The organism is Faecalibacterium sp. Marseille-Q0746 (assembly GCF_017377595.1).
In the GTDB taxonomy this organism is placed as follows: domain Bacteria; phylum Bacillota; class Clostridia; order Oscillospirales; family Ruminococcaceae; genus Faecalibacterium; species Faecalibacterium duncaniae.
Map to the genome: position 1 here is coordinate 34,791 of NZ_JAFREI010000004.1, position 18,447 is coordinate 53,237.

Below are 18,447 nucleotides of genomic sequence, written 5' to 3' on the forward strand. Positions count from 1 at the left end.
GTGTGCTGAAAAGGTTACGGCGCTTTCTTATCAAACGCCGCGCGGCGCTGGGTGGACAGGCGGAACATTTCCTCCAGCTTTTCCCGGTCATCGGCCACAAGGGCGTTCCGCATCTCGTTCAGCGCCCCGCTGAACTGGTCGATCTCGGAGATAAGGTTTTCCTTGTTCCAGAGGAACAGCTCCGCCCACATCTTATCGTTGATGCGTGCAATGCGGGTCAGGTCCCGGAAGGAATCTCCGGTGTACTCGCACAGCGAGGTATTGTCGTTGGCGCACATCAGGCTGACGGCGATGGCATGGCAGAGCTGGCTGACATAGCCGATCATCCTGTCATGCTCCTGCACGGTCAGGGTGCAGATATGCTTGAAGCCCAGCACCTCGGCCAGCTCCCTGGCCCACTGAATGGCCTCCGGGGTGTTCTTTTCCGTGGGGGTCACAATGAAGTTGGCCGGGGCAAAATTCACCTCGGCGGCGTGCTCCACGCTGGAGGTCTCACGGCCCGCCATGGGGTGGCTGGCAATGAACTCCACGCCCGGCCTGCACATGGCCTGGATCGGCTCCACCAGACCAGTCTTTACGCCCGACACATCGGTAAAGATGCAGCCCTCCTTCAGCAGGTGGCCGTAGGTCCGGAACCACTCGATCAGGGCCGTGGGGTACAAACCGAAGATGATATGGTCGGCCTGACATACCAGATCCTCAAAATCGTGGGTCTTGCCGCTGGCGATATAGCCGTGGTCGAGGGCATACTGCAGATGGCCCTCGCTGCGGTTGATGCCGTCCACATGGAACCCGGCCCTGCTCAGCTCCAAGGCGTACTTGCCGCCCAGCAGGCCCAGGCCCACAATGAGATAACGCTTTGATTTATCCAACATGTTCCACCTCCGCGCCCAAAGGCTTGATGGCTTCCAGAAAATCCGGCCAGCTCTTGGCAATGGCCTCGGCCCCGCTGATGGGCAGAGCCAGCCCGGCGGCCAGCGCCAGCACCGCAAGGCTCATCACCACGCGGTGGTCGTTGTGGCCGGAAAGCGGCTGCTCCGGGGCATGGAGCGCTCCGGCACAGCCATGGATGGTAATGGTGCCGCCCTCGCTCTCCAGCTGCCCGCCGCAGGCCCGCAGTTCGGTCTCCATGGCCTCGATGCGGTCACTCTCCTTGATGCGGAGACGCTCGGCGTTGCGGATGACCGTGGTGCCCTCACACAGCAGGCCCAGCACCATCAGCACGGGGCCCAGGTCGGGGCAGTCGGCAAGGTCGATGTCCGTTCCGTGGAGCGGGGCCTTTTCAAACACCACGCCCTGCCCGGTGCGGGTGAATCTTGCGCCGCACCGCCGGAGGATCTCCAGAATGGCCGCATCGCCCTGCAAGGTCTCCTCAGACAGGCCGGTGATGGCCACCCCGCCGGTCACAGCGCCCAGCACGGCAGGAAAAGCCGCCTGGCTGTAATCGCCCTCCACGGTGTAATCACCGGGAAGATAGTGCTGCCCGCCGGGAATTTCCAGCGTGTTTTCATCCAGCCAGCGGCTCTCCACGCCAAAGGCGTGCTGCACCGCGCGGGTCATATCGATGTAGCTCCGGCTCTCCACAGGCGGGATGAGGTGCAGGGTGCTGGTGCCGCCCAGCAGGGGCAGGGCAAACAGCAGCCCGCTGATGAACTGGCTGGACACGTTGCCCGCCAGCTCGTACTCGCCCGGGGTCAGGGCACCTTCCACAGTCAGGCGGTCCGCGCCCTGCTCAAAACGCAGGCCCTGCTGCTGATACAGTGTTTTGTAGACCGACTGGGGCCGCTCCATCAGCCGCCCACGGCCCGTAAAAGTCACTTCCTGCCCGGTCAGGCTGGCCAGTGGGATGAGGAAGCGCAGGGTACTGCCGCTCTCACAGCAGTCCACGGGGGCATCAACCGGCAGAAATCGGCCCAGCCCCTCCACCACCGCGTCGTTTTCACCGGTGGTGACACGGGCACACAGTCGGCCCGCCGCGCCCAGCGTGGCGGAGATATCCTTGCTGAAGGCAAGATGATGGAGATGGGAATTCCCCTTTGCCAGCGCCGCGCAGAGCACCGCCCGGTGAGCCATGCTTTTGCTGGGCGGCGCGGCGATCCTGCCGCCCACCGTCCGGCTTGATTTTATCGTGATGTTCATTGTGTTACTTTACCTGGCTCACCCTCTCCGTCAGCGCTTTGCGCTGCCACCTCTCCCAAGGGGCGAGGCCTTGGCAGTCCACCGCAAGGTCTGTGGTTTCGCCAGAGGCTCTCCCTTTGGGAGAGCTGGCAAAGCCGTCAGGCTTTGACTGAGAGGGTGAGGCCGTTCATCGTGTTACATATCCCGGCCAATGGCCCATGCGACCTGACGGCACTTTGCCATGGCCTGTGCAAAGGCATCCGGGGTCAGGCACTGTGCGCCATCGCTCCATGCGTGGCGGGGATCATAGTGGACTTCCACCTCCAGACCGTCGGCACCGGCGGCCACAGCGGCGATCATCATCGGCTCCACCAGATTGGCCTTGCCGGTGGCGTGGCTGGGGTCCACGATGATGGGCAGATGGGTCTTTTCGTGGATGATAGGCACAGCGGAGAGGTCGAGGGTGTTGCGGGTGTACTTCTCAAAGGTGCGGATGCCCCGCTCGCAGAGAATGACCTGCTCGTTGCCGCCGGCCATGATATACTCTGCGGACATGATCCACTCCTCAATGGTGTTGCACAGGCCGCGCTTGAGCAGAACAGGCTTGTGCATCTTGCCCACAGCCTTGAGCAGCTGGAAGTTCTGCATGTTGCGGGCACCGATCTGTACCACGTCCACATATTCCTCAAACTCCGGGATCCGGTCCTCGCTCATCAGCTCGGACACGATGGGCATTCCGGTGGCCTCCCGTGCCTTGACCATATCGAGGATGCCCTCGGTCTCCAGACCCTGGAAGGAGTAGGGAGAGGTGCGGGGCTTATAAGCGCCGCCGCGGAACAGGCTTGCACCGCCCGCCTTTACGCCGTTGGCAATGCGCAGTGCCTGCTCTTCGCCCTCGATGCTGCAGGGGCCTGCCATCACGGCGATCTTCTCGCCCCTGCCGATCTTCACGCCGCCGCAGTCGATGATGGAATCGGCGGGGTGGAACAGGCGGTTGGCCCGCTTATAGGGGGCGGACACGCGGGTGACGTTGTCGATCCAGGGGTTGGCCAGCACGTCGCGCTCATCGATCTTGGTGGTATCGCCCACCAGACCGAACACATTGTAATCCTTGCCGGTGATCAGGGTCACATCCAGGCCCTGCTTCTCGAATTTGTCTACGATCTTTTCCAGCTCTTCCTTGGGGGTGCCTTTTTTGGTCGAAATGATCATCTCTTTTGATTCCTTTCCCTTTTCTGAACCTCTCAGTCTCGCTTCGCTCGACAGCTCCCCTAATAGGGGAGCCCTTGGCAAAACCGGGAACTTCTCCTGAATGCCAAGGCCTCTCCTACTAGGAGAGGTGGCAATGCGTCAGCATTGACGGAGAGGTTGTTCATTTACTGCACCAGGTGCGTCTGCGCGCCGCCATCCAGCCGGAGCAGCTGCACAAGGTAGGCGCAGGCATGGAGATATCCGCTGACCCCCTCGCCTGCAAAGCGGCCCTGACAGCCAAAGGAGACCACATCCACGCTGCGGAAGGGCTCCTTGCCGCTGGGGTCGGCCAGCATCACTTCCACGGCGGGCACGCCGCACACCTGCAGCGCTTCCAGAATGGCCACGCTGTAATAGGCGTAGCCGCCCGGGTTGAGGATGATGCCATCGGCCCGGCCTGCCGCCGACTGGATCTCATCGATGAGATCACCCTCGTGGTTGGACTGAAAAAAGTCCACCTGAACATCCATCTGGGCACAGCCCGCCTCGATATAATCCAGCAGTGTATTGAAATCGATCTGCCCCTCCATGCCCGGCTCCGTGAACTGGGTCAGGTTGAGGTTGGGACCGTTAATGACTAAAAATTTCATCCAGCGCCTCCATTGCCGCCGTCACGGCATCCGCAGGGGTGGTCTTGTTGGGGATCACAGCATCCGCTGCCGCCAGATAGAGCGGGCGGCGCTGGGCTTCCATGGTTTTCAGGGCCTCAGGGCTGGTGGAAAGGGGCCTTCCGCCGCCCACCAGCAGATCTTCCAGCGGCCGGTCGATAAAGAGCACGATGCCGTTGGCGTGGAGCGCCCGGAGGTTTGCCGGGTCTTTGACCACGCCGCCGCCGCAGGAGATGACCTGCCGGTTCTCCCTGGCAAAGCGGGCGGTCTGCGCGGCCTCCAGCTTCCGGAAGCCTGCCTCCCCCTCAGCGGCAAAGATGTCCGGGATGCTCCGGCCGTCGGCCTTGACGATTTCCTCGTCCAGATCCACGAACCGCTTGCCCAGCCGTTCCGCCAGAGCGCGGCCCAGGGTGGATTTGCCCGAGGAGGGCATCCCGATGAGGGCAATATTCAGCTGTTCCCGCCGCAGTTCGCTGGTCACACGGGCGATCTCGGCACCGGCATCCTCAAACTTGCGGTCGAGGAAAAATTCTGCCGCGTACACTGCCTGCGCCACCAGCATTTCCAGACCGCCGACGGCAACAGGCACCCCCAGCTCCTCGGCCCGGAGGATGAGCTCGGTCTTATCGGGATTATAGATGACATCGATCACGGCTTCCAGCCCGGGCATGGAGGTGATATCCAGGGCGCTCACGCCCACATTGGGGTACATGCCCACCGGCGTGGTGTTGATGATGATCTGCGCCCCGGTGGTCAGGGCCTGAGCATAAGTCAGCTCTCCCTTTTCGGGGTCGGGATGGCGGCTGACGGTATAGATCTGTTTCGCGCCCCGGTCATGGGCCACGGCCCAGGTGGTGTTGTGGGTGCCGCCGGTGCCCAGAATGAGCACGGTCCTGTCCTTGAACTCCACCCCGTGTGCATCGCACAGGTAGGAGAAGCCGGGGTAATCGGTGTTGTAGCCGTAGAGCAGGCCGTTCCTGTTGACGATGGTGTTCACGGCGTTGATGGCCTTGGCGTGGGGGTCGATGTAGGAGCAGTACTCCATGACCACCAGCTTATAGGGGATGGTGACATTGATAGCCCTGAACTGCCGCCGGGTCATAAAGGCCCGGACTTCCTCTTCCGTGGGCAGGGGGCACAGGTCGTACCGGTAGCCGCAGAGCATCTCGTGGATGACCTTGGAGTAGGAGTGGCCCAGCCTCCCGCCGATGAGTCCGTATTCCATTTACAGCACCTCCTTGCGGTAGCCGGTGGGGTCCTCCATCCAGGCCATGCCGTATCTTGCGGTGAGCAGGTCGCCCACGGCCAGCGCGGCGGCGCAGGTCTGCACAATGGCGGCCCGGGGCACGATGCAGGGGTCGTGGCGGCCCTGAATGGACAGCTCCGCGTCCTTCTTTGCGATATAATCCACCGTGTCCTGCGTTTTGTAGATGCTGGGGGTAGGCTTGACCGCCGTGCGGAACACCACGGGCATCCCGTTGGAGATGCCGCCGTTCAGGCCCGCATTGTGGTTGGTGGCGGTGACGATGCGCTCCCCCTGCATCCGGAAGGCATCGTTGGCCTCCGAGCCCTTCTGGTCCGCAAAGCCGAAGCCGGAACCGAACTCGATGCCCTTGACCGCCGGGATGGAGAAGGCCAGGTGAGCGAGCTTGCTCTCCACACTGTCGAAATAGGGCTCGCCCACGCCTGCGGGCAGGCCCAGAATGGCGGTCTCCAGCACACCGCCCACGCTGTCGCCCTCGGCACCGGCGGCACGAATGGCGGCCTTCATGGATTCTTCCACACTGCCGTCCAGCAGGGCAAAGCCCTCGGACTTGTTCAGCAGTGCCTCGGCCTGCGCCGCCAGCGCGGCGGGATCATCCAGCGCAAAGGGGGCATCGCTGATCCCGGCACACCGCCCGATGTGAGTCACGATCTCGATCCCGGCCCGGTTCAGGGCTCCCAGCACCAGAGCGCCGCCCGCCACCAGCGCGGCGGTGACGCGGCCCGAAAAGTGGCCGCCGCCCCGGGCATCCTGATAGCCGTGGTACTTGGCGTAGGCAGTGTAATCCGCGTGGCCGGGCCGCAGCAGGTCAGCCGTTTTGGCATAGTCGCCGCTGCGGGTGTTCTGGTTTTCGATCATCAGGGCAATGGCGGTGCCGGTGGTGCGGCCGTTGACCACGCCGGACAAAAACTGCACCGCATCCCCCTCCACACGGGGGGTGGAAAGGCCGTCGCCCCGGGCACGGCGCTTGTCCATGCAGGCAGCAAGAAAGGCTTCCTCCACGGGCACGCCCGCCGCCATGCCGTCCAGCACCGCGCCGATGGCCCTGCCGTGGCTCTCGCCAAAAATGGTCAGCGAAAGGTCGCTGCCAAAGGTGTTTTTCATGGCTTACTCCTCCACACCCAGCAGGGGGCGCAGGCCCTCCACGGGGATGGTCTCGGCCCGCCAGCAGCCCAGACCCGGCACCTTGATCACCGTGATCTGGCCGCCCTGGGCCTTTTTATCGTGCAGCATCTCGGCCAGCACCTTTTCCTTGTTATAGGTGGTGCGGGTGGGCAGGCCGATGCGGCGGTAGACCGCCCGCACCCGCTTCTGCAGCGCCTTGGATTCGATCATGGGCAGCATCCCCAGCGCCACGCACTCGCCGTGGAACAGGCCCACGGTGCGGCGGCCCTTGATGCCCTTGACAGCCTCGATGCCGTGGCCGATGGTGTGGCCGAAGTTCAGGGCCTTGCGCATCCCGCGCTCGGTCTCATCCTGCTCCACAACGTTCTTCTTGAACCGCAGGCTGCGGTAGATGATCTCGCTGATCTGGGTGTCGATATCGCCCTTTTCAAAGATGGCGAACAGCTCGGGGTCCGCCAGCAGGCCCGCCTTGACCGCCTCCGCCAGGCCGTTGATGTAGTGGCGGCGGGGCAGGGTGGAAAGGGTGGCCGGGTCCACAATGACCAGCTTGGGCTGCCAGAACGCGCCCACGATGTTTTTGGTATCGCCCAGATCCACAGCGGTCTTGCCGCCGATGGAGGAATCGATCATGGAAAGGGTGGTGGTGGGGCAGTTGATGAAATCAATGCCCCGCATGTAGATGGCAGCGGCAAATCCGGCCAGATCACCGACCACGCCGCCGCCCACGGCCACCACCAGGTCGCCGCGTCCCATGTTGAACTCCAGCATCTGCCGGAGCACCGTTTCCAGGATCTTGAAGCTCTTGCTGGCCTCGCCCTGCGGCACCGTGATGATGGTGGATTCCCGGCACTGGTCGGCCACGCGCTGGGCATACTCGGCAGGCACACCGCTGTCGGTGACAACGGCCACCTTGCGGTCCAGCCGGGCAAACTGGTACAGATTTTCCAGTGCACCGTTTTTCAGGATGATATCATAACTGCGCTCGCCCAGGTTCATGGTGAGCTTTGTCCCGATGAAATCGCTCATTTTGTATACACTCCTAACAGCCGTACCGTGCGGCAGGTATGGTCCAGCTCGCGCAGCAGCGCGGCGGTCTCGTCGGCTGTGGGATCGCCCACCAGCTCGACGTAAAAATAATACTCAAACGGCACATGGGGCATGGGCCGGCTCTTGATGGACTCCATATTGAAGCCGCTGGCACCGATGACCTGAATGACCTCGGCCAGCTTGCCGGGCTTGTTGTCCACCGTGAACAGCAGGGAGAACCGGTTGCCCGCCGTGGGCTTTTCGCGGCTGAGCACGATAAAGCGGGTGGTGTTGTCGCCGTCGGTGTTGATGCGCGGCACCAGCACCTCCAGCCCGTACAGCGCCGCCGTTTCCACGCTGGCAATGGCGGCCTTGGTCCGATCGCCCGTTTCGGCCACATATTTTGCGGCCATGGCCGTGTTGGGCATGGCCGTGGCCGGCAGGCGGAACTGTTTTAAGAACGTCTCGCTCTGGGCAATGGCCTGCTGGTGGCTGTACACATGGGTCAGGTCCGCCAGCTGGGTGCCGGGCAGCACCAGCAGGTTCTGGGAGATGGGCAGGTCGTAGACATCCACCACCCACAGCCCGGGGTGGTTGTAACACAGATCCAGCACCGCCGACACGTCCCCCGCGTGGCTGTTTTCAAAGGGCACCACGCCGTGGGCGGCATCGCCCTTTTCCACGGCATCGAACACCTCATCCCAGGTGGGGCAGCTCACGGCCTCGGCATGGGGAAAGAGCGCCCGGAGCGCGATGTGGGCAAAGGCACCTTCCACGCCCTGATAGGCGGCGCGGTTGCGGCCCAGCACCTCGGCCTCGTACTGCTTGGCCACGTCCATCATGTTCTGCACATGATCCCGGTAATAGGGGCGCAGGGCCGGGTCCCCGATCCGCGCTTCGGCCTTGTCCAGCACCACCTTTTCGCGGGCGGCATCAAAGATGGGCAGGCCGTGGGCCTTTTTGTATTCCGCCACGCTGAGCACCGCCTTCATCCGCCGCTCAAACAGGGCAGCCAGCTGGGCATCCACCGTGTCGATCTCCCGGCGGGCCTGTTCCAGTGCGTCCATCATTCCACATCCTTTGCATTTCGTGATACTGGATTAGTATACCATAACTCGGACACGGAAACAACAAAGGGCGCAGGGTTTCAAGGTGGATAACTTTTCAACTAGCACCTGCAAGAAGCGAATAGAATTGAAGAGGTGCCGCCCGTGGCAGCACCTCTTCAGCGTTTCAGATCTTCCCGGCTCCGCGCCGTTCCATAGTATCTCCCATAGGGGTTTTCCAGCTCAGCGGCACGGGGCGGAACAGCCGCGGCAGGCGGCTCCGGCGCGGGGGCCGGGCGGCGGGGCGCGCCTTTTTCCCGGCGCAGGATACGGAACCGCATCGGCTCACCCCTCCGCTTCCACGGTGGAGACTGCCCCGGCGGTCAGTGCCTGCCAGAGCTCCTCGCCGCCCGCAAGGTTCTCCTCGGTGCCGGTGTTCCAGGCCCCGCGCATCCCGACGTAGAAATCCGCGAGATAGGCCTGGCTGTCGCCGCCCTGGGCGTGGGTGGTGTCGGCACGGTACTCGCCCAGGTCAAGCCCGGCCAGCACCGGGCAGTCCGTCCAGCGGTAGACCATGTTCCACCAGTCGCTGTCGCTTCCGGCCTCGGGCAGGGTGCCGTCCAGATACCGCAGGGAGCCGGTGCTCTCCTGAAAGCCCGCCGGGTCATACAGCAGGAACACCGAACTCAGGCCGCCCGCCACATCCGTGGCCAGCTTGGTGGTGCCCGCCATGGTCAGGTAGGCATCGCTCTCGGTCTGGGTGTCCCCGGCAGAATAATCCAGCGTGTAGACATTCAGGGTCACGACCGTTTTGCCGTCGCCGTTCAGGTCCTCGCCATACCGGGCCAGCTGCTCCTGCAGGGCGGTCACGGTGTCATCCGGCAGGTAGTAGGGGGCCACCACCGCCACATTATAATCGGGCTTGGTGGTAAAGAAATACTGCCCGATGAAGCTGTATGCCACAAAGGCCGCTGCAATGCCGATCAGGAGGACCCACTTGAGGTTATAATCCCACCAGTTGGCCCAGCGCTCTTTGCGGGTATACTGTTTTTCCGCCCGCGGGGCAAGGTCTGCGGGGTCGATGTCCCGCTCGTAACGATAGCTTGCCATAGTTCTCCTTACAGCTGGGCCAGAATGGTCTGGCGCACGGCATCGGGCAGCTGCTTCTGTTCAGCCTTGCTCATGCCTGCGGTCTGGATGGCGGGCAGGATGCGCACCCGGATATCGCCGGGCGTGGCCCGCAGGCCGTGGCCCTCAAACAGGCCCCGCGCACCGGAGATGGCCACCGGCACCACGGGCACCCCCGTCTTGATGGCAATGCGGAAGGCACCGGCCTTGAACTCGCCCGCGCCGCCCTCTTCGCCCTTGTAGCGGGTGCCCTCGGGGAAGATGACGAAGCTCCGGCCGCTCTCCACGATGGCAGTGGCATCGTTCAGGGCCTTGACGGAAGCGCGGATGTCATCCCGCTTGACGAACACACAGCCCAGCAGCTTCATCCAGCGGTTGAGCAGGGGGATCTTTTCCAGCTCCTCCTTTGCCAGAATGCCGTGGGGCGCGTCCAGCGCGGTCAGCAGGATGGGGATATCATAGTAGCTGCGGTGGTTGCCCACGAACACGCAGGGCCCCGCCGGGATATTCTGCTGCCCTTCCACCGTCATCCGGGCCCCCGTAACACGCAGGATACCCCGACTCCAGCGGGGGATGTTGGCCTTGACGATCTGCTCCACCGTGTCCAGATCCCCGGCAGCCAGGGCACGCTCGGCCCGGCGCAGGGTGGCATAGTGCACGATCATATAGCCAAACAGATAAACGAATAACGCAATGGTGCGTAAAATGCTCAAATTCCTTTCCTCCTTCCGGCCCAAAAGGCCAGTATCATTGTAACATACTTTGGGACAAAATGGGAGAGAACACACTTTTTTTACAAATACGTGCTTTTTAGCTTGCAAAATCCACAAAATCCGGGTATATTTATAAGCAGAAAGGTAGCACAATGGCATTGCTGCCCATTACAAAAGAGAGGTATTCCGGAACAAATGGGTTTATTTCCTTCTTCTAAAGATTTCAAGGACGGGCCGGGCGTTGAAAAGGACACGCCCCGCAAAACGGGCGTAGGCCGCTTTTTTGAGCTGGTGGGCCGCGATATGAGCAGCATGTTCCTTGCAAACCTGCTCACCTGCATCGGCTTTCTGCCGGTGATCTGCCTGGTGTACATCGGCTTCCTGATGAACAACCTGACCGTAATGATCGTCAGCGCCATTGCGGGCGGCATCCTTGCAGGCCCCGCGCTGGCCGGCATGTATGATACGGTGCTGCGCGCCCTGCGTGACGAGGCCGGTTACTGGTGGACAACCTACCGCCGGGCCTTCCGGCAGAACTTCAAGGCCAGCATCCTGCCCGGCATCCTGTACTGCGTGGTCGTCACGGTGCAGATCTTCCTGGTCTATTTCTGCTTCAACATGCTGTACCACGGCACCAACGTGGGCGTTCCCATGTGGGTGGCCACGGTGCTGAACCTTGTGCTGTTCCACATGCTGTTTTCCTACATGTGGCCCCAGATCGTGCTGCTGGATCAGCCCCTGCGCCTGACGCTGAAAAACAGCCTGAACTGCATGATCGCGTTCCTGCCCCACGCGCTGGCCGCAGCGCTGGTCACCATCCTGTTCTGGGGCCTGGTGATCCTGTGCATGCCGCTGGGCCTGCTGCTGATGCTGGTGCTCGGTTTCTGGTTCCAGTGCGAGATCTGCTGCCAGATCGTCTACGGCGACCTGAACCGGGTGTTCCACATTGAGGAGAGCATCCAGAAGCTCCACGATGCCCAGCTGGAAAAGGAGCTGCGCGCCGAGCGCGGCCAGGACACTCCCGAAGAATAACACTGCGCCGTCCACAGCGCGCAAAGGAGAGAAGTGCGGATGGAACAACGGAACAATCTGGTGCTGCACGGCACCGAGACCTTCTCCCGGGGCGCACTGGACAATGTGGCGCTGGAAAGCGGCGCGGTGGTGCTGGATTCCTCCGCCGGCCGCTACCTGCCCTACGGCAGCTATACCACCCCGGAATTCGCCATGCCGGCCTTCTGCAACCTGAATGTCAGCTGGAACGCCAGCGCCCCCCACAACACCATGGTCGAGGTGCGCTGCCGGGTCTATGCCGGGAACACCTGGACCGGCTGGCTCAGCTTTGGCAAGTGGGCACCAGATTACCCCCGCTGCAGCATCAAAGCCCAGAGCGAGGACGGGCTGGTGTTCCTGATGGGGGACACCGTCACCGTTGCCACACCGGGCGGCGGCACCGGCATCCAGCTGCAGGTGAACCTTTCCACCAACGATGACAAGGCAACCCCGGCTGTCCGGCTGCTGGCCGCCGCCGCACGCCCCCTTGCCTGGGAGAAGCACAACGGCCACCCGCTGAACCGGCGGCTCTACCTGCCGGAATATTGTCTGAGCGCCCACGACCCCAGCTTTGGCCGGGAGATGGACCTGCCCCTTGTGATGGCAGCCCTGATGAACCGCTACGGCGAGGATATCCTGCCCGAAGAAGTGGCCTACGCCATGGAGGACAAAGCCACCAGCTCCACCGGCAATGCCGCCTTTGCGGCTGCGGCGGCGGGCTGCTGCGGCTATCCCTGCTGGCAGGCCTGGATGGATCTGGCCGACCTGCGCGCCCAGATCCACGATGACTGCTCCATCGCAGTCCGGGTGGAGCGCCGCATCCGGGGCCAGCGGGACCCCGTGGGGGTCTGGATGGGCCTGCGGGGCTTCGGGCACGATGATGCCGTTCTGGCGGATTTCGTGCTGCTGAACGACCCCACTGCCGACAGCGACGGTGCCGTGAACTGCACCATGGCGCTGACGGATTTTATGCGATATTTCACGGGCCGGGCCATTGCCCTGCGGCCCAAGCAGCGGGAAGTGGCCACTGATCTGCCCAACCGGGTGCGATGCGACCTGACCCGCGCCGAGGATGGCAGCTATTTCTTTGAGCAGCGGGGCCAGCAGGACCCGCTGCCGGAGGATTTTTCCGGCTGGGCGGCCTATGCCGTCCACGATGGCGTGGCCCACGCCACCACTGCCCACCGCACCTTCCGCCGGATGGAGCGCACGCCCGAGGGCGGGCTGCTCTTCCCGCCCGAACAGCTGGCCGCAGGCGGCCGCTGCAGCGTGTACGCGGTGGACCAGACCGGGCGGATGCGGGTGGCGGAAGTCCGTCTCCCCGCGCCCCCCAAGCCCGCGGCAGAGCCTGCCGCACCCCAACAGGACCCAAGCACCGTGCAGCCCGGCCTCTAAGCCGGCAGCGCAAAGCGCTTTTCGGGATAGAAACCACAACATAGGGAGGAACACATTATGGCAAAAACGATCATCACCATTGGACGTGAGTACTGCACCGGCGGCAACTACATCGCAGAGGATGTTGCAAACGCACTGGGCATCAAGCTCTACGACAAGGAGCTGATCACCATGGCCGCAAAGCACTCCGGCCTCTCGGAGGAAGCCGTAGCCGCCAGCGAAAAACGCCGCACCCACAGCCTGCTGTACAGCCTGTATACCATGGGCAACGAGCTCCCGCTGGGTGATCAGGTGTTCATCCTGCAGAGCCGCATCATCAAACAGCTGGCCGAGGAAGGCCCCTGCGTCATTCTGGGCCGCTGCGGTGACTATGTGCTGCGGGAGCGCAAGGATGTGCTGCGCGTGTTCATCTACGCACCGGTGGAATGGCGGCGTGAGCTGGCCAAGACCGACCCGTTGGTCAAAGCACACGACGAGAAGGGCATCAAGGAAGAGATCGAAAAGACCGACCGCAACCGTGCCGCCTACTACAACTACTACACCCAGAACCGCTGGGGCGATGCCCACAACTATGATCTGGCCATCAACGCCGCCCTGGGCCGCGAGACCTGCGTCAAGATGATCCTGGACGCTGTCGCCGCCAAGGAAAAGACCATGGCTGAGTGATCCCCGCCGGGCCGGACGGCCCAAAAAACAATGTTGCTTCGTGGGTAGGGTGCTTTTGTGCTCTGCCCACGTTTTGGGCAACGGCAACGACCACCGCCAGTGGCGGATGAAGGGAGGAGCCGTTGGCGCGGCGGTCAGCGAAACGCGGGTGCTGTTTACAGCACGAAGCGATCGCCGGACACCACAGGAGGGGCGGGACACCTCCCTCCTGTTCAAGCATAAACCCTCGTCTATCATTCAACGTCAAAAGGAGAAATCGTGGAAAACAAACAGCTCAATCTTTCCGAACCCGAAAATATCATGGGCACCATGGATGTCAACCCGCTGCTGATCAAGCTCAGCATCCCGATGATGATCTCCATGCTGGTGCAGGCACTGTACAACGTGGTGGACTCGATCTTTGTCGCCCGTGTCAGTGAGAACGCTCTGACCGCCGTCTCTCTGGCCTTTTCGCTGCAGAACATGATGTTCGCCGTGGGCATCGGCACCGGCGTGGGTGTCAACGCCCTGCTCTCCAAGAGCCTGGGCGAAAAGAACCAGTCCCGCGCCAACAAGACCGCCGAGAACGGCCTGTTCCTGGCACTGTGCAGCTACCTGGTCTTTCTGGTGCTGGGCCTGACCGTTGTGCGCCCCTACTTCTACGCCCAGACCGCCGATGCCGACATCGCCGAGCAGGGCATCCGCTACCTGACCATCTGCTGCGTGCTCAGCCTGGGCATGTTCATGCAGGTGATGAACGAGAAACTGCTGGCCGCCACCAGCCGCACCACCCTGAGCATGATCAGCCAGCTGGTGGGTGCCATCGTCAACATCATCCTTGACCCCATCTTCATCTTTGGCTACTGCGGCGAGGCTCTGTCCGGCACCACCGGTGCAGCTTTGGCCACCGTCATCGGCCAGTTCTGCGGCGCAGGGGTCTCCTTCTACCTCAACCTCCGCAAGAACCCCGATATCCAGCTGGATTTCAAGGGCTTCCGCCCCAGCGCCGAAGCCATCAAACGGATCTACGTTGTCGGCCTGCCCAGCATCGCCATGCAGTGCGTGGGCAGCGTGATGACCTTCCTGATGAACCAGATCCTCATGGCCTTTACCGCCACCGCTGTGGCCGTGTTCGGCGTTTACTTCAAGCTGCAGAGCTTCGTGTTCATGCCCATCTTCGGCATGAACAACGGCATGGTGCCCATCATCGGCTACAACTACGGTGCCCGCAAGCCCGACCGCGTCAAAAAGACCATCAAGTGCGCCATGTTCTATGCCGAGGCCATCATGCTGGTCGGCTTCCTGCTGTTCCAGTTCCTGCCCGACAAGCTGCTGGGCCTGTTCTCCGCCAGCGAGGCCATGCTGGCCATCGGCAAGCCTGCCCTGCGCATCATCTGCTTCCACTTCCTGCTGGCCGGCATGAGCATCATCCTGTCCTCCACCTTCCAGGCGCTGGGCAACGGCATGTTCAGCCTGATCATCTCGGTCTGCCGCCAGCTGGTGGTCCTGCTGCCCGCCGCCTGGCTGCTGAGTAAGACCGGCAATGTGAATATGGTGTGGTGGTCCTTCGTCATTGCAGAGCTGGTCAGTGTGACCCTGAGCTTTGTGTTCTTTGCCCGCCTGGACAAAAAGATCATCGAGCCCATGTACGACAACGCTGCCGCTGCACAGTAAACCGTTTCAGAACCCGTCCGGCACAAGAAAGGAACGTGACCTTTTATGGCAAAGAAGTTGAAATGGAATCTGATCCTGATGAGCGTGCTCTACCTGGGGCTGGGCATCTTCCTGCTCATGCGTCCCTCCACCGCCCTCAACGTGGTCTGCTACGCCCTGGGCGGCGTGGTGCTGGTGTGCGCCGCCGTTCAGCTGGTGCGCTACTTTGCCGTGGAGCGCGGCATCTTTCAGAGCCAGCTCACCCTCATCTCGGGCATCATCTGCCTGGGCCTGGGCGCGTTCCTGATCCTCCGCAGCGACATCGTGGTGCGCATCCTGCCCATCGTGTTCGGCCTGTTCGTCATCTTCGACAGTCTGGGCCGCATCCAGAACGCTCTGGACCTGCGCCGCTGTGAGTACCCCAGCTGGAAGGGCTTCCTGCTGCTGCCGGTGCTCAGCGTGGTGCTGGGCGTGGTGATGATCCTGAACCCCTTCGGCACCATGGAGACGCTGGTCATGGCCATTGGCATCATCCTCATCATTGAGGGTGCCATCAACCTGCTCAGTGCCCTGTACACCGTGCTGGCCATCCGCCGCTTTTCCAAGCTCCACCCCGAGACCCAGTCCATGCTGGAATCCCTGACCGGTCAGGATCTGAACGGTGACGGCGTGATCGCCCCGGACATCGCCCCTGCCGACGTGGAAGCCTCCGCCGTGGAGCTGGATCATGTGGACGAGAGCGCTGAGGTGGAGCAGGAAGAGGATTAAACTCCCTCCGTCATCGCTGCGCGATGCCGCCTCCCTCCATGAGGGAGGCTTTGGCCACCCCCATAAAGCTTCCCTCCGAGAAAAGGCTCCCTCTCCGAGGGAGCTGTCGCCGACAGGCGACTGAGGGAGTTTGTAACTAATAGCAAAGGATAAAACTAGAGATGGAAAAATACGATCTGATCATTGTGGGTGCCGGTCCGGCCGGCATCTTCACCGCTGTAGAGCTGCTGCGCCACGGCAGCAAGAAAAAGATCCTGCTGGTGGAAAAGGGCAAGCCGGTGGAAAAGCGCCACTGCCCCAAAGCCGAGCTGGGCCACTGCGTCAACTGCCGCCCCACCTGCGCCATCACCACCGGCTTCTCCGGTGCAGGCGCGTTCTCGGACGGCAAGCTGAGCCTCTCCTATGAGGTGGGCGGCGACCTGCCCAGCCTGATCGGCGAGGAGTTCGCACAGGAGCTCATCCATTACACCGATAAGATCTACCTCGAGTTCGGTGCCGACCCCCATGTGGAGGGCATCTACACCGGCGAGGACATCAAGGAGATCCGCAAGAACGCCATCCACGCCGGCCTGAAGCTGGTGGACTGCCCCATCCGTCATCTGGGCACCGAGAAGGCCCAGCAGCTGTATCTGGCCATCCAGAACTATCTGGCCGACAACGGCGTGGAGATGCTGTTCAGCACCGAGTGCGAGAACATCATCCTGGAGAACGAGGAGTGCAAGGGCGTGCTCATCAAGGGACCCAAGGACGCGGAAGCCCATGCTGTTTATGCCGATACTGTGGTCATCGGCACGGGCCGCCGCGGTGCCGACTGGCTGGAGAAGATCTGCGCCGAGCACCACATCGCCCACAAGCCCGGCACCGTTGACATCGGCGTGCGCGTGGAGTGCCGCAACGAGGTCATGGAAAAGGTGAACAAGGTGCTGTACGAGTCCAAGCTCATCGGCTACCCCAAGCCCTGGAAGAACAAGGTGCGCACCTTCTGCCAGAACCCCGGCGGCTTTGTGGCTCAGGAGAACTACGACAACGATCTGGCCGTGGTCAATGGCCACAGCTTCAAGGAGAAGAAGAGCGAGAACACCAACCTGGCCATCCTCGTCTCCCACAACTTCACCGAACCCTTCAACCAGCCCATCGCCTACGCCCAGAAGGTGGGTGAGCTGACCAACATGCTGGGCGCGGGCCACATCCTGGTCCAGCGCTACGGCGACATTCTGGACGGCAAGCGCACCTGGCCCAAGGAGCTGGCGCAATCCAACGTCAAGCCCACCCTGAAGGATGCCGTGGCCGGTGATATCACCGCCGCCATGCCTTACCGCGCCATGACCAACATCATTGAGTTCATCAAGATGCTGGATATGGTCGTGCCCGGCTTTGCCGCCAACGAGACCCTGCTTTACAGCCCCGAGCTGAAGTTCTACTCCAACAAGGTCAAGATGGACGAGAACCTCGACACCAACATCCGGGGCCTGCACTGTCTGGGTGACTCCTCCGGCTGGACCCGCGGCCTGATGATGGCCTCCGTCATGGGCGTGCTCATGGGCCGGAAGCTGGCCGAAAAGGAAGGGTGCTGATCGCACCTTCCCACCCCTCAAAACGTAAAAAGGACTGCTCCAGCGGAGCAGTCCTTTTGTAATTTCAGCGCAGCTTATTCCGGTTTGGAGAATTTGACAGGCAGCGGGTTCTGGCGGGATCCCGGTTTATTCTGGAATGATATGCATTTTCTTGCCAGATTCAATTGATTTTTCACCAAAAAATCGGTATACTATTTCCAGAGTACTGTGCGTTGTGCCCAATGCACAGCGCACACAGGGAGGTATTGCTATGCACGATTCCCCGGGAAGCGTCGTCACCCAGCTGTGCTCCGGGCTCCAGCTTTACAGCGCCGAACGGCGCATTGCGGACTGCATTCTTGCAGATGTAAAGTGGGCCTCGGTCGCCACCTCTGCGGAGCTTGCAAAGGCCAGCCACTCGTCCGAAGCCACGGTCACCCGGCTGTGCCACAAGCTCGGCTACGCAAATTATCGCAAATTCCAACTGGAGCTTGCGCGGGATGTGCTGGAGCAGCAGGAAACGGAGGCCCGCAAAAGGCCCCCCAATGACCCGCTGCATCAGGCCCTGCTCGATCTTCAGAACAACCGTCAGGAGGAGGTTCAGGCCACCATTCAGGCCTTGAACCTTGTCCAGCTGAGAAAGGTGCTTTCCATTCTGCGGGCGGCAGAGATCATTGAGATCGAAGCCAACGGCAGCAGCCTGCCCGTTGCCATGGATGCTTCGCTCAAGCTGGGCAGTCTGGGCAAGCGCTGCATGATCAGCCCGGTGCCAGAAAAGGCACGGTCTTTCGCTTCGGCACTGACCCCAAAAGATGCCCTGCTGCTCATTTCCAGCGCAGGCCGCTGCGAGGCGTTGGAGACGGCCACCCGTGCCGCCAAGAAGAACGGCACACCGGTCATCCTCATCACCTGCGACAAGCGCTCGGCGCTGGCAGGCCACGCCAGCTATACCCTGCTGGCCTCCAACCGTATCCAGCGCATTGCCAGCGATATGATGCCTTCCCAGCTTTCGGCAGCGCTGGTGGTGGAGGTGCTCTACTACCTGCTGGTGGGCAATTTCGATCTGAATTAAGCGCAAAAAAGTCCCGGCCGTTCTGGTCGGGA

General features: G+C 62.1%; 18 protein-coding genes. 7 read left to right on the forward strand and 11 right to left on the reverse strand.

Going from position 1 to position 18,447, the window contains the following annotated elements; all coding sequences use genetic code 11:
* Positions 1-14 precede the first annotated feature (14 nt).
* The 11 genes from J3351_RS03595 to J3351_RS03645 form a co-directional block, all read right to left on the reverse strand.
* On the reverse strand, positions 15-875 hold the full coding sequence (locus J3351_RS03595; RefSeq protein WP_156066359.1) for a prephenate dehydrogenase: 861 nt from the start codon (positions 873-875) through the stop codon (positions 15-17).
* Positions 865-2,139 carry a 3-phosphoshikimate 1-carboxyvinyltransferase gene (gene aroA, locus J3351_RS03600; protein ID WP_207697149.1) on the reverse strand — a complete coding sequence of 425 codons (1,275 nt, stop codon included), beginning with the start codon at positions 2,137-2,139 and terminating at the stop codon, positions 865-867. Before aroA ends, J3351_RS03595 begins: the two co-directional genes overlap by 11 nt.
* Positions 2,140-2,313: 174 nt before the next feature.
* Positions 2,314-3,330: a 3-deoxy-7-phosphoheptulonate synthase gene (aroF, locus tag J3351_RS03605; protein WP_005928429.1), complete on the reverse strand. Its 1,017-nt coding sequence runs from the start codon at positions 3,328-3,330 to the stop codon at positions 2,314-2,316.
* A gap of 164 nt (positions 3,331-3,494) precedes the next feature.
* Positions 3,495-3,959, reverse strand: a complete 465-nt coding sequence (locus J3351_RS03610; RefSeq protein WP_005928431.1) for a type II 3-dehydroquinate dehydratase — start codon at positions 3,957-3,959, stop codon at positions 3,495-3,497.
* Positions 3,940-5,202, reverse strand: coding sequence for a shikimate kinase (locus tag J3351_RS03615; protein ID WP_154276841.1), 1,263 nt, complete (start codon positions 5,200-5,202; stop codon positions 3,940-3,942). The genes J3351_RS03610 and J3351_RS03615 overlap by 20 nt, the downstream gene beginning before the upstream one ends.
* Positions 5,203-6,345 carry a chorismate synthase gene (gene aroC / locus J3351_RS03620; RefSeq protein WP_207697150.1) on the reverse strand — a complete coding sequence of 381 codons (1,143 nt, stop codon included), beginning with the start codon at positions 6,343-6,345 and terminating at the stop codon, positions 5,203-5,205.
* A 3-nt stretch (positions 6,346-6,348) separates the two neighbouring features.
* Positions 6,349-7,392 carry a 3-dehydroquinate synthase gene (gene aroB, locus J3351_RS03625; RefSeq protein WP_005928440.1) on the reverse strand — a complete coding sequence of 348 codons (1,044 nt, stop codon included), beginning with the start codon at positions 7,390-7,392 and terminating at the stop codon, positions 6,349-6,351.
* Positions 7,389-8,459 (reverse strand): chorismate mutase, encoded by a 1,071-nt coding sequence (locus J3351_RS03630; protein ID WP_207697182.1) that lies wholly within the window; start codon positions 8,457-8,459, stop codon positions 7,389-7,391. Before J3351_RS03630 ends, aroB begins: the two co-directional genes overlap by 4 nt.
* Positions 8,460-8,617: 158 nt before the next feature.
* A complete protein-coding gene (locus J3351_RS03635) occupies positions 8,618-8,779 on the reverse strand; it encodes a hypothetical protein (RefSeq protein WP_181967289.1) in 162 nt (53 codons plus the stop codon).
* Positions 8,780-8,783: 4 nt separating this feature from the next.
* The gene (locus J3351_RS03640; RefSeq protein ID WP_156074093.1) at positions 8,784-9,548 is read right to left on the reverse strand and encodes a hypothetical protein; all 765 of its coding nucleotides are present in this window, start codon (positions 9,546-9,548) and stop codon (positions 8,784-8,786) included.
* Between the two features lie 8 nt (positions 9,549-9,556).
* Positions 9,557-10,279: a 1-acyl-sn-glycerol-3-phosphate acyltransferase gene (locus J3351_RS03645; protein ID WP_207697151.1), complete on the reverse strand. Its 723-nt coding sequence runs from the start codon at positions 10,277-10,279 to the stop codon at positions 9,557-9,559.
* A 195-nt stretch (positions 10,280-10,474) separates the two neighbouring features.
* Between J3351_RS03645 and J3351_RS03650 the strand changes: the two genes are divergently transcribed.
* From J3351_RS03650 to J3351_RS03680, 7 genes are all read left to right on the forward strand, one after another.
* On the forward strand, positions 10,475-11,311 hold the full coding sequence (locus J3351_RS03650; protein WP_207697152.1) for a DUF624 domain-containing protein: 837 nt from the start codon (positions 10,475-10,477) through the stop codon (positions 11,309-11,311).
* Positions 11,312-11,350: 39 nt separating this feature from the next.
* Positions 11,351-12,724, forward strand: a complete 1,374-nt coding sequence (locus J3351_RS03655) for a hypothetical protein (RefSeq protein WP_207697153.1) — start codon at positions 11,351-11,353, stop codon at positions 12,722-12,724.
* 57 nt (positions 12,725-12,781) lie between these two features.
* A complete protein-coding gene (locus tag J3351_RS03660) occupies positions 12,782-13,390 on the forward strand; it encodes an AAA family ATPase (protein ID WP_097769755.1) in 609 nt (202 codons plus the stop codon).
* Between the two features lie 258 nt (positions 13,391-13,648).
* On the forward strand, positions 13,649-15,043 hold the full coding sequence (locus tag J3351_RS03665; protein WP_005928464.1) for an MATE family efflux transporter: 1,395 nt from the start codon (positions 13,649-13,651) through the stop codon (positions 15,041-15,043).
* 45 nt (positions 15,044-15,088) lie between these two features.
* Positions 15,089-15,790 (forward strand): HdeD family acid-resistance protein, encoded by a 702-nt coding sequence (locus tag J3351_RS03670; RefSeq protein ID WP_097769757.1) that lies wholly within the window; start codon positions 15,089-15,091, stop codon positions 15,788-15,790.
* Positions 15,791-15,951: 161 nt separating this feature from the next.
* Positions 15,952-17,364: an NAD(P)/FAD-dependent oxidoreductase gene (locus J3351_RS03675; protein ID WP_207697154.1), complete on the forward strand. Its 1,413-nt coding sequence runs from the start codon at positions 15,952-15,954 to the stop codon at positions 17,362-17,364.
* 250 nt (positions 17,365-17,614) lie between these two features.
* Positions 17,615-18,415, forward strand: a complete 801-nt coding sequence (locus tag J3351_RS03680; RefSeq protein WP_207697155.1) for a MurR/RpiR family transcriptional regulator — start codon at positions 17,615-17,617, stop codon at positions 18,413-18,415.
* Positions 18,416-18,447 lie beyond the last annotated feature (32 nt).